The following is an 18,244-nucleotide window of genomic DNA, read 5'->3' as shown; positions in this document are numbered from 1 at the left end:
TCGGTTCGGCCTCGCGGCCGGTCGCGTGTCAGCGATGCCAGCCGGGGTACGAGCCACGTGCGATGCTGAGGTCTGGCCGTCGACCGAAATCGTCAAGGATGGTGATCACCCGATGCCACGCGCGATCTGGACCGGAACCTTGTCCTTCGGCCTGGTCAGCATTCCCGTCGGGCTCTACCCCGCAACGCAGGAACACGAGGTGCGCTTCCATCAGTTCGAGAAGGGCACCACGTCGCGGATCCGCTACCGGCGGGTGAATGCCGAGACCGGCGAGGAGGTCGACTACTCCGACATCGTCAAGGGTGCCGAACTGCCCGACGGCGAATACGTCACGCTGACCGACAAGGAGCTGGAGGAGGTCGAGCCGAAGCGGACGAAGGCGATCGAGATCAACGACTTCGTCGATCTCGCCGCGGTCGACCCGGTGCATTACCAGAAGAGTTACTACCTGGCTCCGCGCGGTGAGGGTGCGGGCAAACCGTACGCTCTGCTGGCGGCGGCGATCGACAAGTCCGGTCGCGCCGGCGTCGCCTCGTTCGTGCTGCGCAACAAGGAACATCTGGCAGTGATCCGGCCGTACCAGGGCATCTTGATGTTGGAGACGATGTTCTTCGCCGACGAGGTGCGATCGGTGAAGTCGGTGATCGACAATCCGCCGGATGCGAAGTCCCTGTCCAAGCGCGACCTGGACATGGCGGCCGACCTGATCGGTTCGATGACCAGCGACTGGGAGCCGGAGAAGTATCGCGACCGCTACACCGAACGGGTCAACGAACTCGTCGCGGCGAAGAGCAAGGACGAGAAGTTCGAGACCGGCGAGGAGGAGCCCGAGGCCAAGGTGGTCGACCTGACAGCCGCCTTGAAGGCGTCGGTGGAACGAGCGCGGAAGTCCGGTGGATCCGCCAAATCTGGCAAGTCCGGCGGGAAGGGCGAGTCGTCCAAGTCTGAGCCGGAATTGGCCGATCTGTCCAAGTCTGACTTGTACGACCTGGCCAAGTCGTTGGACATCGGTGGCCGGTCCGGCATGAACCGCAAGGATCTCGAACAGGCGATCCGCGACGCTCAGTCGACTCAGGCCGCATCCTGATCTTGGTCGCCGATGGTGATCGAGTCGGCGAACCGATCAGGATTCAAGAAGCACCCCACCACTGCTCCCCCGTAGGTTGGTCTTGTTGATCACCACGGAAGGAAAATGATCATGGCAACCAAGACGACCGGCACGGCGAAGAACGACGGATTCAGCGCCGACGAACGAGCCGCGATGAAGGCACACGCCGATGAGCTGAAGGCCCAACGCAGCCGAGGCGGCAGCACGAGCAAGACCGACGGCGAGGCCGACGTACTGGCCAAGATCGCCGAGATGAACGACGTCGACCGGGCCTTGGCGACGAGGTTCCACGACATCGTCAGCGAGACCGCACCCGAGCTGACGCCGCGGACCTGGTACGGGATGCCCGCCTATGCCAAGAACGGCAAGGTCGTCTGTCATTTCAAGAACGCGGCCAAGTTCAAGACTCGCTACGCCACCATCGGATTCAGTGATCAGGCCGCGCTGGATGACGGAGACATCTGGCCGACCGAGTACGCGATCACCAAGATCACTCCGGCGACCGAGAAGAAGATCATCGAGCTGGTGCGCCGGGCCGCCGGCTGACCTCTAGCGCGGGCAGAGCTGCGCTTCGGCGATGGCGATCGTGCGCTGGTAGAGCGTGGGTTGCAGCGAGTTCGTGTTGAGGAACAACGCGACCTGCCGGCGGTGCAACTGCAGCACGCTGGTGGCATAGCCGTCGATGTCTCCCATCGACCCATAAACCGTGCCACAGGAGGTCGAACCGATCATCAGCCCGAGCCCGTAGCTCATCCCCGGCAGGCCGGCGGCGGTGAAGAAGGCCACCGATCCGGGCGTCGGCTCCTTCATCTGGGCGAGCAGGCTGCGCGACAGCAGCCGACCGCCCAACAGCGCGGCGAGGAACCGGTCGGCATCGCCGGCGGTGCCCACCATGGCCGCTGCCGCACCGGCCGCACTGGCACTGGTCCGGGTCGTCACGTCGACGGCCGGGCCCCGGTCCGACGGCAGCGGCGAGGCGAACGCGTACCCACGAGCCTGCCTGGGGACGGGCGTCGCCGTGCTGGGAAAGCTGGTGCCGCGTAACCCGAGCCGGTCGATCAGGCGGCTGTGGACCTCGTACGCGATCGAGTGCCCGGTCAGCTGCCGGACGACCTCGCCCAGCACGATGTAGTTGGTGCTGGAGTAGAAGAATCCCGTGCCGGGCGCGAAGTACGGCGGGTGCTGGACGGCCATCGCGATCAACTGAGCCGGCGTGTAGTCGGCACCTGGATCGAAACCGGTCGCGTACGAGTAGTCGAAGAGCCCGCTGCTGTGATTGAGCAACTCGCGAACGGTGATCTTGTCGGCATTCGGTACGGGTTCTCGCAGCAGCCCGGCGATCGGCTGATCGAGCGCGAGCCGGTGCTCCTGCACCAACTCCAGGACGACCGTCGCCACGAACGTCTTGGTCACCGAGGCGATCCGGAAGCGATCATCGGCCCGCATCCTCCTTCCCGCCGGAATGTCGGCCAGACCGGCAGCAGCGCGCCGGACCGGCCGCCCGTCCTGGCTGACCACGGCAGCGGCGCCAGGAATGCGGTCGACCTCGACCAGCTTGCCGAGCTCGGCCCGCAGCCCGGGCCGAGGTGACGCGTCAGCCGACGCGCGAGCCGGAGTCGGCCCGGCGACCATGATCAGCGCTGCAACAACTGCGGCGCAGGACTTCACCCACATCAGCGTTTCTCCTTACCTGGACCAGTCATGTCGTCAGCATCCCGGCGTCGCCCGGGTGGGTCTTGAACGGATGTCAGCTCAGCGCACAGTTCGAAGCTTGACAGTTAGAGCTCTAACAGTCATACTTCTTACTATGACCGAGCGCGAGATGGATCCCACCAGCAACCTCGAGCTGCTCCGCTGGGTCGGCTGGGCGCAGCAGCAAGCCGGGATGGAGTGGATCCGTGAGCGCGATCTGACCCATCAGCAAAGCTTCGTGCTCGGCTACGTCACGCAGAACCCGGGCGCGATCCAACGCGACCTCGTCGAACTGACCCGGACCACCGCGGCCAGCGTCTCCAGCCTGCTGCAGGGATTGGAGCGCAGAGGCCTGATCGAACGCCGTACGGAGAAGGGAAACGAGCGCAGCAAACGGGTTTATGCGACCGACGCCGGGGCCGAGCTCATCTCCGGTTTCGACGTCGCAATGCAGCATGCCGAGGAAACGATCCTCGCCCCGCTCGATCAAGACGAACGCGACACCCTGCACTCCCTGCTGACCAAGGTGACCTCGGCGCTGCCGCGACCCACCCGCTCGTAGCCGCGGGCCGGACAGCCCCTTGATCGCGTCGAGACTGTCGACGCGCACCCAACCACGCCCATAAGGCAACCGAATCGCTGCATCCTGCCCTGAAGGAGCACCATGAGCACCTCGAACACGAGTGCCGACACGGTCGGCACCAACCGCTGGTATCTGTCGTCGGCGCCGATCGTGCGCGCGATCATCCACCTCTGTGTGCCGATGGCGGCCGCGTTGATCGTCAGCGCCGTCTACAACGTGATCAACGCCGGCTTCATCGGCTCACTTCACGATCCCACGCTGCTGGCCGCAGTGACCTTCGGTTCGCCGATTCTCGGCCTGGTGATGGCCGTCGGCGGAGTCTTCGGCAGCGGCGGTAGTGCACTGGTGTCCCGGCTGCTCGGCGCATCCGAGCACGACCCGGCCAGGCAGCCCGGATCAAGCACGTCTCAGCCTTCTCGGTCTGGGGCGCCGCCGGAGTCGGAGCCGTGCTCGGTGGCATCGGGCTCGTCTTCCTGCATCCGCTGGTCTCCGCGCTGGGCGCGAACTCGACCGCACTACCGGCGACCAGCGATTTCGTCGGCCTGCTGCTCGCGTTCGTACCGGTGCTGGCCACCGCGTTCTGTCTCGAACAACTCGTACGAGCGCAGGGAGCAGCCCGGCAGGTGATGATCGGCCTGATCCTGTCGACCCTCGGCAACCTGGTGTTCGACGTGCTGTTCATCCTGGTCCTGCCCCTGGGTGTTGCCGGGGCCGCGCTGGCGGTCGGCCTGGCCAATCTGATCAGCGTGATCTACTTCGTCGGCTGGCTGTCCCGGCACGGCGAGCACGTCAGCCTTGCGCCGAAATGGTTCACCCTCTCCCCCGACGTGCTCAAGCCCGTCCTCGGAGTCGGCGTCGGTGAGCTCGTGCAGGCCGGCTTCCTGATCGTCACCTCGCTGGTGCTGAACAACCTTGCCGCACATTATGGGGACGGCCCGCTGGCGGCGATGGGGGTCGCGGTCCGGATCGCTCAAGTGCCCGAGTTCCTGATCATGGGCGTGACCCTCGGCGTGTTGCCGTTGCTCGCGTACGCGTTCGGGAAAGGAGACCGTCAGCGCCTGTCGGCATCATTGCGCGGGGCCGCGATCACGGTCGGTGGCATCGCGCTGATCTTCTCGGTGATCGTCTTCGGCTTCCGCGACCAGGTCTTCTCCGCGTTCGTTGCCGATCCCTCCCTGCTGACGCTCGGCGCCACCATCATCACCGCACAGCTCGTCTCGATGATCTTCAACGGGTTCAGCGGCCTGATCACTTCGCTGTTCCAGGCCACCGGACATGCCCTGCCGGCCACGATCATGTCGACGACACAGGGGATCCTGTTCATCCCGATCGTCATCCTGGCGAACCTCTGGTTCGGGCTCGACGGGATCATCTGGGCGCTGACCGTCAGTGAAGGTCTGGTGCTGGTCGCCGGCGTCACGATGTGGATGATCTCCCGTACGGCGATCAACCGGGGGCTGGGCGAAGGAAGTCTGCAACGCGCCGAGGCCGTCCTCGAACACGCCTGATCGCGATCACCCAAGTGTGCTGGGGCGATCGGATGTGCTGGGCCGATCGGCCCGCACCTGCCGGTGATTCGGGTCGATATGGGTGGTCCAACCGCGACGGTCCAGGTGCTCCAGCAGCGGGATGATCACCCGGCGGGTCGTGTTCAGCACCTGCCGGGCCTCGCCGGCGGTGAACGGTTGCGGCAGCTCGGCCAGGATGCGGGCGGCGAGCTCGGGTGCCGCCGGCAGCAGCACCACCTCGTCGGTGAGCCGGATGATCCGGCCGGCCCGTTCAGCTGCGGCCAACTCCTGCCGGCCGAGCCCCCAGCCGTCGAGCTCGGGTTGGGTCGGCGCGGCGAACGGTGCCGCGTCGAGTTGCCTGGCCAGCTCTCCAAGGCCGAGCTCGGCCGCGCCCAGACCGCGGGCGGCCACGTCTGGGTCGGTGACCCGGCCGTCACGGATCAGCAGCCCGGAGGCACGCACGAGTTGTGGGATCAACTGTCGATCAGGCACCACGATCAAGTGCCGGACGGCGTCGATGGTCACAGTCGGGTCGAGCGGATCGGTACGAGCCCGGTCGCCGACGACCCTCCGCAGCTCCTGCTGCCAGCCAAGCCAGGCTTGTGGGTCGACGAGCCAGTCGTCGACCAAGATCAACTCGCCCGGATCGGACACCGGCACCCCGTGCAGCTCCAGCTCGGACCGTCGGACCGCGCCACGGCGGCGGACCTCCCCGGCCAGCACGGCATCGTCCGGCGCGACTTCACGCTCCAGCAGTTCCTGCGCACGCTGTCGTGCTGCGCCGCGCCGGCGCAACTCCGGTGGGTCGACGTCGAGCACGATCGCCCCACCGGCGACGGTGTGCCGACTCGGATCGCGCAGCACCAACCGGTCCCCGGCTGCGACCGGCAACGGGTGCTGCAAGGTGAGCCGGACGATCGGTCCGCCGAGCGGTCGCAGTCGGACCGGGACCGCGGCCGTGCCCAGGTGACCGACCAGGTTTATGGGGAGGCCCTCGGGCGGCATCGCGGCCCGGCAACGGACGTCAACGACCGCCGACCGGGGCCACGCGCCTGGGGTGAGCAGGGCGGTTCCGCGGCCCACCTCGCCGGTGCCGACTCCGCGCAGATTCACCGCCACCCTGGCCACCGCGTCGACCCGCTGGTGATCCTGACCGAGTGACTGCAGGGCACGCACCTGGACCCGGCGACCGTCCAGCTCGAGCTGGTCGCCGACGGCCAGCTGACCGGAGCCCAGCGTCCCCGTGATCACGGTCCCGGCACCCCGGATCGAGAAGCAGCGATCGATCCACAGCCGGACCCGGCCGTCGAGGTTCGGCTTCGGGAGCCGGCCGGCCAGCCCGGCCAACTCCGTACGCAGTTGCGGAAGTCCTGCGCCCGTCTTTGCCGAGACCGCGACCGCAGGCACCGTGCCCAGGCTCGACTCGGCGATCCGCGCGGCCGCCTGTGCCAGAGCCGGTTCGGGATCAGCAAGATCACTGCGGCTGACCACCAGCAGTCCGTCGGTGATCCCCAGCGCGTCCACGGCCGCGAGATGATCTTCGGACTGTTGCCGCCAGCCCTCGTCCGCGGCCACCACGAACATCACCGCCGGCGACGGTCCGAGACCGGCGAGCATGGTGGCGATGAAGCGTTCGTGGCCGGGCACGTCGACGAAGGCGAGTTGCGGATCGGCGAGACCTTCCGGATCCAAGGTGGTCCACGCATAACCGAGTTCGATGGTCAGCCCGCGCCGCTTCTCCTCGGCGAGCCGATCCGGATCCATCCCGGTCAGCGCCCGGACCAGGGTCGATTTTCCATGATCAACATGACCCGCGGTCGCGATCACGTGCACCTAGCGCGCCTCCTGCCGAGCGGCGTTGTTGATCGCGTCGATGATCAGCGGATCACACTCGGCCGGCACGCAGCGCAGATCCAGCAGGCACCGCCCGTCCTCGACCCGGCCCACAACCGGCGGTTGTCCGGTCCGCAACCGATGCGCGTACGGGGCCGGGAGCGCGAGAGCCCAACCAGGCAACGACAAACCCGGCGCGCTGCCACCGCCGACCGCACCGTCGGACGGCACCACGGAGGCGCCCAGAACGTCGGCGACCGCTGCCGCGACGGCCTCGGTCCGAGCCCGCAGCGCCTCCGGCTCGACGTGCAGGGAGTGCCAGGTCGGGGTGGCCGGGCCGGACACGGTCGCCTCCAGCGCTGCCAGCGTCAGCTTGTCCACGCGTACGGCACGTGCCATCGGATGTCGCCGGAGTCGTTCGATGATCTCCGCCTCGCCGAGCAGCAGACCTGCCTGCGGTCCGCCCAGCAGCTTGTCGCCACTTGCGGTGACCACCGCAGCGCCGGACCGCAACATCGAATCCGCATCAGGTTCGTCGGCGAGCAGCGGATCGGCAGCCAGCAGCCCGCTGCCGATGTCGGCCACCACCGGCACGCCCAGGCCGGCAAGATCATCGACCGCAACGCTGGAGGTGAAGCCGCAGATGCTGAAGTTGCTCGGATGCACCTTGACGATGCAGCCGGTGTCCGGGCCGATCGCGTCGGCGTAGTCGCTGAGCTTGGTCCGGTTCGTACTGCCGACCTCACGCAGCCGGGCGCCGGTGGAGGTGATCAACTCGTGCAGCCGGAATCCGTCACCGATCTCGACCAGCTCACCTCGGCTGATCACGACCTCACGACCGGCCGCCAACGCGGTCACGGCGAGCAGCAACGCGGCCGCCCCGTTGTTGACCACCGCCACGGCGCCGGCAGCGGGCACGGCGGCCCGCAACGCGGCGAGTGCTCCGCGGCCGCGCCGGGCTCGCCGGCCGGTGTCCAGATCGAACTCCACGTCGGTGGCACCACCGGCGCGTTCGATCGCCTGCAGGGCAGCCGTCGACAACCTGGCCCGGCCGAGGTTGGTGTGCAGCACGATCCCGGTCGCGTTCAGCACCGGCTGGATGCTGGTGGCCGCCGACGGCAGCAGTCCGACGGCCACGTCGGTGACCTCCGACGGTGCGATCATCCCGGCTCGGGCCCGATCCTGCGCGGTCCGGACCGCCTGCTTGATCAGCCGCGGGCCGAGCGCCGAACCGGCCCGCTGCAGGCGCGGATCTGCCAGCACCAGGTCGGTGCGTGGCACCGCCCGGCGCGGATCCTGCTCGTCGTGCGCCATCCTCGGCACCCTCCGTGTCCGGCAACAACCCGCACGTACTTGGCGGAGACGGACGGGAATCGAACCCGCCAAGCCGAGCTACTCGGCTTCACCGGTTTTGAAGACCGGGAGGGCCACCAGGCACCTGTACGCCTCCGCGCAGCAGCGTAGCGATCATGATCCGGTCCGGACCGCGGCCCCTAGAGTGCGTCACATGGCCATCGAGCTGAGCGACTACCGACTGACCCAGTACGCCCACGGCGGCGGATGCGCGTGCAAGATCCCGCCGGGCGAGCTGGAGCAGACGCTGGCCGGTCTGGCGCCGTGGACGACACCTGATCTGCTGGTCGGCCTGGACACCGGCGACGACGCCGCCGTCGTCCGCATCGACCACAGCGGACGGGCCGTGGTCGCCACCACCGACTTCTTCACCGCCGTGGTGGACAACGCGTACGACTTCGGCCAGATCGCCGCCGCCAACGCACTCTCCGACATCTACGCGATGGGGGCCGAGCCGCTGATCGGGCTCAACCTGGTCGGTTGGCCGCGGGAGGTGCTGCCGATGGAGTTGCTGGCCGAGGTGCTGCGCGGCGGCGCCGAGGTGGCCAGGCAGGCACACCTGCACCTGGCCGGCGGGCAGAGCATCGACGACCCCGAGCCGAAGTACGGCCTGGCGGTGACCGGACTGGCCGACGAGAACCGGCTGTTCCGCAACGACGCCGCCGAGCCGGGTCTGCCGCTGACGCTGACCAAACCGCTGGGCATCGGCGTGCTGAACAACCGGCACAAGGCCACCGGCGAGGTGTTCGACCAGGCGATCGAGACGATGACGACGCTGAACGCAGCCGCCGCCGACGCCGCCCACACCCGGGGCGTACTCGCGGCCACCGATGTGACCGGGTTCGGGCTGCTGGGTCACGGCTACAAGATGGCCCGAGCCTCCGACGTGTCCTTCGTCATCGACCATGCGGCCGTCGATTACCTCGATGGCGCGCGGCAGTCACTGACCGACGGCTACGTCAGCGGCGGCACCCGCCGCAATCTGGCCTGGGTCCAGGGTCAACTGGACACCCGGCTGGACGAGGACGAGTTGCTGCTGTTGGCCGACGCGCAGACCAGCGGCGGTCTGCTGGTGGCCGGCGAATTGCCCGGTTACCCGATCATCGGCGAGATCGTCCCGGCCGCGGAACGCCGATTGATCGTCCGCTGAGGCTCACGCCTTCGGCTCGTTGGTGCGCTGGCGATACAGCCGCTCCCGCTCCGCCACCCGTTCACGTTGGGCAAGTCGCTCCCGCTGAGGTCGTACGGTGTACTTCGGATCGGCCGCAGAATCCTGCCCTGCTTGGAAAATTCCGAACCGGGTGCACACCGATCCCGCCAGCAGAGCCGCCCCACTGAGCGCCGACGCGATCCGGCTGCGTCGGCCGAGCAACAGTGCGCCGGCGGCGCCGACCCCGGTCAGGATCCGGCTCGCCGCCATGAATCGACCAGCCCGGCCGCGATGCAGCGTCTCCGCGGTCACCCCCATCGATCGTTCCATCCGCTGACTGAACACCAACTCCACGGCCGAGCCGATCACCGCGAGCCTGCGGGCCGGTGCGGCTTGATCGGTCGGGGTCGCGACCATCGCGAGGCCGGCGGCAGCGCTGGCAGCCGAGCCGGCGAAGACGAACGGCAACTCACGTCGGGCGCTGTGCCAGGCCGGCGTCGCCGTGTCGCTGATCAGCACCGCGGTGTAGGTGCCGACCGCCGGGGCCACCGCTGCGGCCATCAGGCCGGTCGGCCGGGCCGCGACCTGCAGCAACCGGCCGGGGCGGCCGAGGTCGACCGGCAGCAGCCGGGACAGCTCGGCCACCGCGGCCAGGCCTGCCGGCGGACCGAACGCAGCCAGCGACCAGGTGCCGACCGACATCGGCGAGGTCGGCTTGATCACCCGCAGCATGTTCAACGTCCGCGACGGTTTGCCCAGATCGTGGACCAGTGTGTAGAGACTGGCCGAGACTCCGAACAGCGCGCCGAAACGACCGATCCGGCGCAGCGCCGGCCGATCCGTCAGGTCGGCACCGGCGGCCAGCAGCGACGACCCACTGGCCAACCCGCCGAAGAAGAAGTAGAGCGGGATGTCCGCCTTCCAGGGAGCGGCCTTGACGATCGGCCGGCCGTAGTAGGAGCCGAAGTCGGCGTCCGGGACCACCGGTCGTTCGCCCTTGTTGCCGCTGCCGCGCGGGCTCATCGCCGGCTCCCCAGGAAAGCGGCGCCGGCCGCGGCGAGCATGCCCAACGTGGCCAGTCCGGCCCGCTTCCACATCGCCGGCAGATCGTTGGTCGACGCCTGCGGGTCCGGCGGCAGTCCGTAGGTCTCCGGCTCGTCCAGCAGCAGGAAGAACGCACCCGCACCACCGACCCCGTCGTCGGGGTCGGCGCCGTACAACCGGGCATCGGCGACGCCGGACTCGTGCAATTGCCGGACCCGCTGATCGGCCCGCTCCCGCAACTCGTCCAGATCGCCGAACTGGATCGACTCGGTCGGACAGGCCTTCGCACACGCCGGCGTCATCCCGGCACCCAGCCGGTCGTAACACAACGTGCACTTCTGGGCGACGCCGACGTTCTTCACCTCCGGCTCACCTTCCCGGCGTTCGATCACCCCATACGGACAGGCCGGCACGCAGTAGCCGCAGCCGTTGCAGATGTCGTCCTGCACCACCACGGTGCCGAACTCGGTCCGGAACAACGCACCGGTCGGGCAGACGTCCAGGCAGGCAGCGTTCGTACAGTGCTTGCAGACGTCGGAGGACATCAGCCAGCGGAACTCGGTCCGTTCGCCGTCGCTGTCACCGGGCTTGTCGAACGACGGCATCCCGAGGTCGACCGCCCGATCATGATCAGCCCCTTCATGATCAGCTTGCCGAACCGGCTGTTCGATGAAGGCGACGTGTCGCCACGTGCTTGCGCCGAGCGCCCCGGTGTTGTCGTACGAGCTGCCGAGCAGTTCGTAGATGCCGTCCTGCGGCACCCCGTTCCACTCCTTGCAGGCAACCTCGCAGGCCTTGCAGCCGATACAGATCGACGTGTCGGTGAAGAATCCTTTGCGTGGTGGGGGTTCCGACCAGCCGGCGTCGGGAGCCGGGCCGGTCGGGCCGGCGGCAAACGCGTGATCAAAGAACGAGCGACTCATCGGTCCCCCTTCGCTGGGCTGTCCGCGACGTCCGGCGGCGGAGTCCGGTGGGCCTGGCCGGTGTCCAACGTGATCCCTGCCCGGCGACGATAGTCCGCCACAAAGGCCAGCAGCTGCGGGCCCCGCGGGCGTCGTCCCGGTCGGATGTCGCACGAGGCGACCTTGCTCTCCTGGATGTGCACGTTCGGATCGAGCGTGACCCCGAAGAGATCGTTGGCCGAGTCACCGCTCACGACGGCCTGGTCGCCCACGCCCCAGTGATACGGCAGACCCACCTGATGCACCGTCCGATCACCCAGTTGCAGCGGCCGGATCCGCTCGGTGATCAACACCCGAGCCTCGATGGCGGTCCGCGCACTGACGATGGTGGCCCAGCCGAGCTGCTCCAGCCCACGTTCGGCGGCCAGCTGTGGAGACACCTCACAGAAGAACTCCGGTTGCAGTTCGGCGAGATAGGGCTGGAAGCGACTCATCCCGCCGGCGGTGTGATGTTCGGTCAGCCGGTAGGTGGTGAACACGTACGGGTAGACGTCGGCGCCCGGTGCGTCACCGGACGGGTTCTGCAAATTGTCCGGACGCGGGAACGTCTGCCGTGCCGGGTTCGCCTGCTGGCGATACAGCCGATTCGGTACCGGTGACTCCTGCGGCTCGTAGTGGCTGGGCAGCGGACCGTCCAGCAGTCCGGTCGGCGCATACAACCAGCCCTTGCCGTCGGCCTGCATGATGAACGGGTCGTCGCCGGCCAGCGCCGCCACCCCACTACTGCCCTCGGGCGGTCGATAGGACGGGGCCTTGTCGGCCTCGAAGTCCGGCACGTCCGGACCGGTCCAGCGTTGTTGATCTTGGTCCCAGACCACGTACGCCTTGCGATCGCTCCACGGTCGCCCGTCCGGATCGGCGGAGGCCCGGTTGTAGAGGATGCGCCGGTTGGACGGCCACGCCCAGCCCCATTCCGGCGCCACCCAGGACTGTTCGGAGCCGGGACGGCGGCGCGCAGCCTGATTGACCCCGTCCGCATAAACACCGGTGTAGATCCAGCAGCCGCCCGAGGTCGTACCGTCCTCGGCCATCTCGGTGTAGCTCGACAGCGGCTGTCCCGCCTGCTCGCCGGTCAGGTGGCTGCCGTTGATCTCGGCCAGCACCGCCTCGGCGTCCACCTCCCCGGCGGCGTCGGTCGGATAGTCCCAGGTCAGGTCCAGCAAGGGGCGGTCTCGGTCGTCGTCGGAGCCGGCCAGCCGTTGCTTGATCTTCTTCCCCAGCAGGAACATGAACTGCAGATCGCTGAGGCAGTCACCGGGCGGCTCGACCGCCTTGTGATGCCACTGCAGCATCCGCTGCGTCTGGGTGAACGATCCGGACTTCTCGGTGTGGGCCGCCGCCGGCAGCACGAACACCTCGGTGCCGATGTCGGCGGTCTTCAGCTCGCCGGTGTCGATCTCCGGCGCGTCCTTGAAGAAGGTCGCCGATTCGATCAGGTTGAGATCGCGGACCACCAGCCACTGCAGATGGGACAGCGCGAGCCGCTGCATCTTGGCGTGGGCCGAGCCGACCGCCGGGTTCTGCCCGAGTAGGAAGTAGCCGTCGATCTTGTCCTCGAGCATGTCCATCACGGTCTGGTAGGTGCCGTGATCACCGGTCAGCCGAGGCAGGTAGTCGAAGCAGAAGTCGTTGTCGGCGGTGGCAGCATCGCCCCACCAGGACTTCAACAGACTGACCGTGTAGGCCTTCGCATCGGCCCAGAACCCCTTCTGGTCCGGGCTGACGATGCCGGCCACGAAGTCGTCCAACGTCTCGTGCGAACCGACCATCGGCATCGGCAGATAGCCCGGCAGCAGGTTGAACAGGGTCGGGATGTCGGTGGATCCCTGGATGCTGGCGTGGCCGCGCAACGCCAGGATGCCGCCGCCCGGACGGCCGATGTTTCCCAACAGCAGTTGGATGATCGCCGCAGTCCGGATGTACTGGATGGCCACCGTGTGGTGTGTCCAGCCGACCGAGTAGACCCAGGCCGTGGTCCGATCACGACCGCTGTTGGCGGTGACCGCCTCGCACACCATCCGCAACTGCTCGGGGCTGATCCCGCACGTTTCCTGCACCAACTCGGGTGTGTAGCGGGCGAAGTGCCGGCGCAGGATCTGGAAGACGCAGCGCGGGTGTTGCAGGGTCGGGTCGGTCTCGATCCCGGACGTACCCACGGCCGGCCCGTGACCGCCGAGCTCGTGGCCGGAGCCGCGCGACGCCTTGGATTCAGGATGTTCGAGATCGCCGGTCGATCCAGGCGACTCGGTCTCGGGATCCTCGTGCGGCTTGCGATCGCCGGCCGCGGCGTGCTCCTCCTGTTGCCCCGCATAAGCCCAGCTGTCCGGTTGGTACGTACCGGACTCGGGATCGTAGCCGGAGAACACCCCGTCCAGGTCGTCCACGTCGACGAAGTCCTCGCTGACGATGTGGCTGGCGTTGGTGTAGGCGCGGACGTACTCGTCGAAGTACTTCTCGTTGCTCAGGATGTAGTTGACGATGGCGCCCAGGAAGACGATGTCGCTGCCGGCCCGGATCGGCACGTACGCGTCGGCCAACGCCGAGGTGCGAGTGAATCGCGGATCGACGTGGATCACCGTCGCACCACGCGCCTTGGCCTCGGTCACCCACTGGAACCCGACCGGATGGCACTCGGCCATGTTCGAGCCCTGGATCACGATGCAGTCAGAATTCTGCAGGTCCTGCAGGAAGCCGGTGGCGCCGCCACGGCCGAACGAGGCTCCCAAACTGGGAACCGTTGCACTGTGTCAAATACGCGCCTGGTTCTCGATCTGGATCGCGCCCAGGGCGGTGAAGAGTTTCTTGATCAAGTAGTTCTCTTCGTTGTCCAGGGTCGCCCCGCCGAGTGCGGCGATGCCCATGGTGCGGCGCAGCGGCCGGCCGTCCTCGTCGGTGTCCTGCCACCATCGCCGCCGGGACTCCACCATCCGGTCGGCGATCATGTCCAAGGCGGTGTCGGCGTCGAGCCGTTCGAAGTCGGCCGCTCCCGGTCGACGGTAGAGCACGTGCTTGAGTCGATTGTCGGCGTTGACCAGTTGTTCGCTGGCCGATCCCTTGGGGCATAGCCGGCCGCGGGACACGGGCGAATCCGGGTCGCCTTCGATCTGTACCACGTGATCGTCCTTCACGTACACGTTCTGGCCGCAGCCGACCGCGCAGTAGGGGCACACGCTCTTGACCACGCGGTCCGCGGTCTCGGTCCGGGCGGTCCAGTCCCGCGTTCGCGCCGACTCCACCGCAGCCCCGCGGCCGAGCGGATCGGCCCCGGTGAGTTGGCGCACCACCGGCCAGTCCAGGAAGGTCCTGCCCCTACCCATCGGTCACCTCCGTCGGCGTCCAGCCGCGTGATTCTGCTGCGTTGCTCGCCTGCTCACCATAACGACATCTGCCCGGCGGGGGCAGCCCTCAATCCTCAGCCGGGGGCCGCGCGCCGCCACCCCAGTCCAGGACGAGGCCGGCGGCCAGCACGGCTCGTCGGAAGAAGCGGTACGACAGCAGCAACGCCAGTCCGAACGCCGGCGCCGAGCAGGCGGTGGCCAGCGGCACCGCCAGATTCGTACTGACCATGATCAAGAACGCCGAGCAGGGCGAGACTCGACCGCCCAGAACTGTGCGGTTTCGCGACGCGTCAGTCGGGCGGGACGGCTGCTGAGGACTCGATGATCTTGGCAGCGACTGCCCTGGCGACTTCGTCCGGCGAGAGCTGGGTCGTGTCGACCGCCGGTAGCCCCAGGTTCCGGTAATCGGCGGCATCGGACAGCACTTCCTCGATGTCGTCGGGTTCGTTGCGTGCCGTCAGACGCTGCCGCCGCACATCGTCGGCACAGTCCAGCAGAAGCCACGGCCCATCCGGCCAATCAGCCAGCTCGCCCGGAGTGCAGACGCCGAGCAGCACCAGGTCTGCCGGGAGAATCACGTCGGCGATCGCTCGGATCAGCCGTCCGTACGGCTCCCAGGTTTGCGGCGTCTGTGGGATCGGAGCGCCTGCGAGTTCGCCGGCCGGCCCCATCAAAGCGTCCCAGTCCAGCACCACCCGACCGGGCATCAGCCTGCGCAGCCGCGGGACGATCAGGCTCTTGCCGGCACCGGGCGCGCCGAGGACGTAGTTGATCACGATCGACGACGCTAACCCGACCCACCAGTCAGCAGCCACCCGTTTGCGTCGGCATGCGCCGACCCCGAACTTGCGTGACGAAAATGCGAAATCTGGCGTCGATCCCTTGCACCTTCGTTACGCAACTTCGCCAAGCGACCTGGAGTCGACGAATCGCGGGAAGGCTCTGCCTCTGTTCTTCCTTCTTGGCAAAGCACCAGATCGCCGGCGGCGATTCACCCCCTTGACGCCGGGTGATGACCCTCGCGTACGGCCCGCATCTGCTCTCCGATCTGCTGAACCGCGCGTGCTACGGGGGTTTCGGCAGAGTCGACTCTGACCGGCTGCCTCGCCCATGGTTCGTACTCGCGCTCGATCACTTCGGTCCAGGTCGGCTTCACCAGACCGTCCACATCCGAGTCACGCGTCTCCACTCGTCGACGATGCTCCGCCCGATCCGAGCAGACGACCTCGACCTCTACGATCGCCGCACCGGACCTCGCTGCCGTCTGGGACCAGGCGTCCCGAGTGAGTGCGAGCGGGTTCACACACTCGACGACGACATCCAGGCCAGCTTGAAGCTGTTCTGTCGCCAACTGGTGTGCCACCGCGTAGCCGACCGACCCCAGTGGATGAGACAAGGACGACGCTGCGACGATCGCCTGCTCGATCCGGTCCACCCGCAGGTACGGGGTCGCGGTCTCGCGGGCGAGCGCTGCCGCAATCGTCGACTTCCCGGTGCCCGGCAGGCCACCGATCACCACAAGGACTGGTCGCATACGCAGACTCTTCCACCTTCGCCGCCCGTCCCGGCTTCCGCGGGCATGCGAGTCCTGCTTGTGCTGCGCGAAAATCTGTGGCCACGGCCGGCGGTGACTGCAAGGGTGTCCTCATGATCATGCCGGAGGATGCCCTCCCGCGAATCGTTGATGACCTTCACGGACTCCGTTCGCCCTGGGCGCTGGTCGGCGGCCTCGCTGTTTGCGCCCGGGCACAATCGCGACCGACCGCGGACGTCGACATCGCCGTCGCCGTGCCCGATGATGCGACCGCCAAAGCACGGGTCGATGACCTGATTTCGATCGGCTACCGGCCGAGGGAGTCGATCGTGCATGACCAGACGGGTCGACTCGCGACGGTACGGTTACTCGCGACTGTCGCCGGCGAGGACGTGGCCGTCGACCTGTTCTTTGCCAGTTCCGGCGTCGAAGTCGAGACCGTGACCGCGGCGGAGAGGTTGGAGGTCCGGCCGGGCTTGAAAATCCCGGTTGCCCGGATCGGGCACCTGATCGCGGTCAAGCTCTGCTGGCGGCGTAGCGAAAAACGCGACCGCGACCTGCGCGCGTTGATCGAGCGCGCAAACGCCGACGACCTCCGGGACGCCCGTCACCTGATCACTGTGATCACCGGGCGCGGCTACCACCGCGGACGAGATCTCCCGTCAGCCCTGGACACCTGGCTGGAAGCTCCGCGAGCCAACCACTGAACATGCCTGCCTGCAACAAAAACCTCGACCCCGTACCGACTGATCACCAGTGGCGAAGTCACCGGGCGCTCATGCCTCGACGCAGAACTCGTTTCCCTCGGGGTCGGCCATGACGACAAGATCGTCGCCATCATCGCGCACCCTCGTGGCACCCAGCGCACAAAGCCGGTCGACCTCTGCACCCAAATCGCCGATCGCCCTCAGATCGAAGTGCTGGCGGTTCTTGGCCGTCTTCGGCTCAGGCACGCGTTGGAACCACAGACTCGGGCCACCCCAGCCCGGCGGCTCAACCCAGGCACGGTTCTCGGTGCTGTCCTCGTCAACATTTGAACCCAGCGCTGCGGCCCAGAACGCCGCGACGACGAGCGGCGCGTGGCAATCAAAGGTGACCGACTTGACGAATGCTGTCACCGCCTCAACGTACCGGCCGGCGACCGCTGGGTCGACCGAGATTATCGGCCGCATCCCGGACATCCCGCGTCAGGATCAGGCCCGCGTCACACCAGCAGCGTCTGGAACTCCGCAAGCCGGCCGAACATGTCCGGGAGACCGCGTACCCCGGCACCCGCGGACAACTGTGACTGCGCGAGTTCAGGGCCGCTGCCGGCCTCGACTCCGGCCAGGCAGCGGAGAATGTTCCATCGCGTGTGGCCCAGCCAGCCACCGATCATGAACACGAACCAGCTCGGACCCGGCCGCGGCAGCACTCCACCGCCGGCGACATACCCCTCCAGCACCGAACCGAAGATGGCCGGCTCGATGTCGTCGAAACCAGGCCCCTTCGCCAGCCCCAGCGCGGTCGAGCCCAGCTCACCGGACAGGTCCGACATCCCCGAGAGCTCCCAGTCCAGCAGCACCGGTCGTCCCTCTCGGGCCAGCAGGTTCCACGGCTGGATGTCCTTGTGCGTCAGCACCATCGGGCCCGGCAGCCGACAGTCGTCGACGAAGTCTGCGATGGCGAGGAACGTCTCGACCCGGTCGGCGAGGTCGTCCGCCCAGGGCTGGCCGGTCGCCATCGCCCGCTCGGCAAGCTCGGGCCAATCCCGCGGCGTCAGTGGCTCGACCGGCTCCTGCGGCCAGTCGACGTCGAGAGCGTGGAGGCGTGCGAGGATCTCACCGATCTCGAACGCGTACGCCGCCGAAACGGGCGCCTCGGGCACCTTCTCACCCTCGACCCACCGGTGAACAAGGATCTGAGAGTCGGCCGCGATCGGTTCCGGCATCGGGATCCCGGCGGCGAAGGCGGCACGCTCCAATCTGAACACGTCCTCGACCCGGTAGGCCTCGCGCCGATCGACGACGTTCAACTCCTTCACCGCGAACGAACCCTGTTCCGTATCGAGCCGGAACATCCGGTTGGCAGCCCCGCCGTGGACTCGCACCATCGGCGCGACCGGCACTCCCAGAAACGAAAGATCCATCCGCTGGACAT

General features: G+C 67.7%; 17 protein-coding genes, 1 tRNA gene and 1 pseudogene. 7 read left to right on the top strand and 12 right to left on the bottom strand.

Annotation, left to right across the window (positions count from 1 at the left end; translation table 11 throughout):
- Positions 1–112: 112 nt before the first annotated feature.
- Positions 113–1,087, top strand: a complete 975-nt coding sequence (ku, locus tag FOE78_RS09175; protein ID WP_143986012.1) for a non-homologous end joining protein Ku — start codon at positions 113–115, stop codon at positions 1,085–1,087.
- Between the two features lie 111 nt (positions 1,088–1,198).
- Positions 1,199–1,654, top strand: a complete 456-nt coding sequence (locus FOE78_RS09170) for an iron chaperone (RefSeq protein WP_210414898.1) — start codon at positions 1,199–1,201, stop codon at positions 1,652–1,654.
- A 3-nt stretch (positions 1,655–1,657) separates the two neighbouring features.
- Here the strand turns inward: FOE78_RS09170 and FOE78_RS09165 are convergent, their stop codons facing one another.
- Entirely contained in the window at positions 1,658–2,782 is a 1,125-nt protein-coding gene (locus FOE78_RS09165; protein WP_143986010.1) for a serine hydrolase domain-containing protein, read from the bottom strand.
- Positions 2,783–2,915: 133 nt separating this feature from the next.
- Between FOE78_RS09165 and FOE78_RS09160 the strand changes: the two genes are divergently transcribed.
- From FOE78_RS09160 to FOE78_RS09155, 3 genes and pseudogenes are all read left to right on the top strand, one after another.
- Positions 2,916–3,362: a MarR family winged helix-turn-helix transcriptional regulator gene (locus FOE78_RS09160; RefSeq protein ID WP_143986009.1), complete on the top strand. Its 447-nt coding sequence runs from the start codon at positions 2,916–2,918 to the stop codon at positions 3,360–3,362.
- 102 nt (positions 3,363–3,464) lie between these two features.
- Positions 3,465–3,710, top strand: a pseudogene (locus FOE78_RS24770) (hypothetical protein); the annotation flags it as partial.
- A 119-nt stretch (positions 3,711–3,829) separates the two neighbouring features.
- Positions 3,830–4,891 carry an MATE family efflux transporter gene (locus FOE78_RS09155; protein ID WP_210414897.1) on the top strand — a complete coding sequence of 354 codons (1,062 nt, stop codon included), beginning with the start codon at positions 3,830–3,832 and terminating at the stop codon, positions 4,889–4,891.
- Positions 4,892–4,897: 6 nt separating this feature from the next.
- Here the strand turns inward: FOE78_RS09155 and selB are convergent, their stop codons facing one another.
- From selB to FOE78_RS09140, 3 genes are all read right to left on the bottom strand, one after another.
- Positions 4,898–6,724 carry a selenocysteine-specific translation elongation factor gene (selB, locus tag FOE78_RS09150; protein ID WP_143986008.1) on the bottom strand — a complete coding sequence of 609 codons (1,827 nt, stop codon included), beginning with the start codon at positions 6,722–6,724 and terminating at the stop codon, positions 4,898–4,900.
- Positions 6,725–8,038, bottom strand: coding sequence for an L-seryl-tRNA(Sec) selenium transferase (gene selA, locus FOE78_RS09145; RefSeq protein WP_143986007.1), 1,314 nt, complete (start codon positions 8,036–8,038; stop codon positions 6,725–6,727).
- A 40-nt stretch (positions 8,039–8,078) separates the two neighbouring features.
- A tRNA-Sec gene (locus FOE78_RS09140) sits at positions 8,079–8,174 on the bottom strand.
- Between the two features lie 57 nt (positions 8,175–8,231).
- Here FOE78_RS09140 and selD point away from each other — a divergent pair.
- Complete coding sequence (gene selD / locus FOE78_RS09135; protein WP_143986006.1) at positions 8,232–9,227, top strand: selenide, water dikinase SelD; 996 nt, start codon at positions 8,232–8,234, stop codon at positions 9,225–9,227.
- A gap of 3 nt (positions 9,228–9,230) precedes the next feature.
- On the opposite strand, the gene nrfD is transcribed toward selD, so the two are convergent.
- From nrfD to FOE78_RS09105, 6 genes are all read right to left on the bottom strand, one after another.
- The gene (gene nrfD / locus FOE78_RS09130) at positions 9,231–10,250 is read right to left on the bottom strand and encodes an NrfD/PsrC family molybdoenzyme membrane anchor subunit (protein WP_143986005.1); all 1,020 of its coding nucleotides are present in this window, start codon (positions 10,248–10,250) and stop codon (positions 9,231–9,233) included.
- Entirely contained in the window at positions 10,247–11,194 is a 948-nt protein-coding gene (locus FOE78_RS09125; RefSeq protein WP_143986004.1) for a 4Fe-4S dicluster domain-containing protein, read from the bottom strand. Before FOE78_RS09125 ends, nrfD begins: the two co-directional genes overlap by 4 nt.
- Positions 11,191–14,550 carry a formate dehydrogenase gene (fdh, locus tag FOE78_RS09120; protein WP_266095011.1) on the bottom strand — a complete coding sequence of 1,120 codons (3,360 nt, stop codon included), beginning with the start codon at positions 14,548–14,550 and terminating at the stop codon, positions 11,191–11,193. Before fdh ends, FOE78_RS09125 begins: the two co-directional genes overlap by 4 nt.
- An 88-nt stretch (positions 14,551–14,638) precedes the next feature.
- Positions 14,639–14,800, bottom strand: a complete 162-nt coding sequence (locus FOE78_RS23575) for a hypothetical protein (protein WP_168207442.1) — start codon at positions 14,798–14,800, stop codon at positions 14,639–14,641.
- A 61-nt stretch (positions 14,801–14,861) separates the two neighbouring features.
- The gene (locus tag FOE78_RS09110; protein WP_143986002.1) at positions 14,862–15,347 is read right to left on the bottom strand and encodes a DEAD/DEAH box helicase family protein; all 486 of its coding nucleotides are present in this window, start codon (positions 15,345–15,347) and stop codon (positions 14,862–14,864) included.
- Positions 15,348–15,562: 215 nt separating this feature from the next.
- Positions 15,563–16,105: an AAA family ATPase gene (locus tag FOE78_RS09105; RefSeq protein WP_143986001.1), complete on the bottom strand. Its 543-nt coding sequence runs from the start codon at positions 16,103–16,105 to the stop codon at positions 15,563–15,565.
- A 113-nt stretch (positions 16,106–16,218) separates the two neighbouring features.
- On the opposite strand from FOE78_RS09105, the gene FOE78_RS09100 reads away from it, so the two are divergent.
- Complete coding sequence (locus FOE78_RS09100; protein WP_143986000.1) at positions 16,219–16,812, top strand: nucleotidyl transferase AbiEii/AbiGii toxin family protein; 594 nt, start codon at positions 16,219–16,221, stop codon at positions 16,810–16,812.
- Between the two features lie 69 nt (positions 16,813–16,881).
- Here the strand turns inward: FOE78_RS09100 and FOE78_RS09095 are convergent, their stop codons facing one another.
- Both FOE78_RS09095 and FOE78_RS09090 read right to left on the bottom strand, forming a co-directional pair.
- Positions 16,882–17,223: a VOC family protein gene (locus tag FOE78_RS09095; RefSeq protein WP_143985999.1), complete on the bottom strand. Its 342-nt coding sequence runs from the start codon at positions 17,221–17,223 to the stop codon at positions 16,882–16,884.
- 86 nt (positions 17,224–17,309) lie between these two features.
- Positions 17,310–18,233, bottom strand: coding sequence for a phosphotransferase (locus tag FOE78_RS09090; protein WP_143985998.1), 924 nt, complete (start codon positions 18,231–18,233; stop codon positions 17,310–17,312).
- Between the last annotated feature and the right edge of the window lie 11 nt (positions 18,234–18,244).

This window comes from Microlunatus elymi (assembly GCF_007362775.1).
In the GTDB taxonomy this organism is placed as follows: Bacteria; Actinomycetota; Actinomycetes; order Propionibacteriales; family Propionibacteriaceae; genus Microlunatus; species Microlunatus elymi.
The sequence above is the reverse complement of the archived record's forward strand: the minus strand, read 5'-3'. Positions and strand labels throughout refer to the sequence as shown.

What these genes read in the sequence shown, in the direction of transcription:
- FOE78_RS09170 (WP_210414898.1), top strand. Translation starts at nt 1,199, where the DNA reads ATGGCAACCAAGACGACCGGCACGGCGAAGAACGACGGATTCAGCGCC.
- nrfD (WP_143986005.1), bottom strand. Translation starts at nt 10,250, where the DNA reads ATGAGCCCGCGCGGCAGCGGCAACAAGGGCGAACGACCGGTGGTCCCG.
- selA (WP_143986007.1), bottom strand. Translation starts at nt 8,038, where the DNA reads ATGGCGCACGACGAGCAGGATCCGCGCCGGGCGGTGCCACGCACCGAC.
- FOE78_RS09090 (WP_143985998.1), bottom strand. Translation starts at nt 18,233, where the DNA reads ATGGATCTTTCGTTTCTGGGAGTGCCGGTCGCGCCGATGGTGCGAGTC.
- FOE78_RS09105 (WP_143986001.1), bottom strand. Translation starts at nt 16,105, where the DNA reads ATGCGACCAGTCCTTGTGGTGATCGGTGGCCTGCCGGGCACCGGGAAG.
- FOE78_RS23575 (WP_168207442.1), bottom strand. Translation starts at nt 14,800, where the DNA reads ATGGTCAGTACGAATCTGGCGGTGCCGCTGGCCACCGCCTGCTCGGCG.
- FOE78_RS09165 (WP_143986010.1), bottom strand. Translation starts at nt 2,782, where the DNA reads ATGTGGGTGAAGTCCTGCGCCGCAGTTGTTGCAGCGCTGATCATGGTC.
- ku (WP_143986012.1), top strand. Translation starts at nt 113, where the DNA reads ATGCCACGCGCGATCTGGACCGGAACCTTGTCCTTCGGCCTGGTCAGC.
- FOE78_RS09125 (WP_143986004.1), bottom strand. Translation starts at nt 11,194, where the DNA reads ATGAGTCGCTCGTTCTTTGATCACGCGTTTGCCGCCGGCCCGACCGGC.
- selD (WP_143986006.1), top strand. Translation starts at nt 8,232, where the DNA reads ATGGCCATCGAGCTGAGCGACTACCGACTGACCCAGTACGCCCACGGC.
- FOE78_RS09100 (WP_143986000.1), top strand. Translation starts at nt 16,219, where the DNA reads ATGATCATGCCGGAGGATGCCCTCCCGCGAATCGTTGATGACCTTCAC.
- FOE78_RS09160 (WP_143986009.1), top strand. Translation starts at nt 2,916, where the DNA reads ATGACCGAGCGCGAGATGGATCCCACCAGCAACCTCGAGCTGCTCCGC.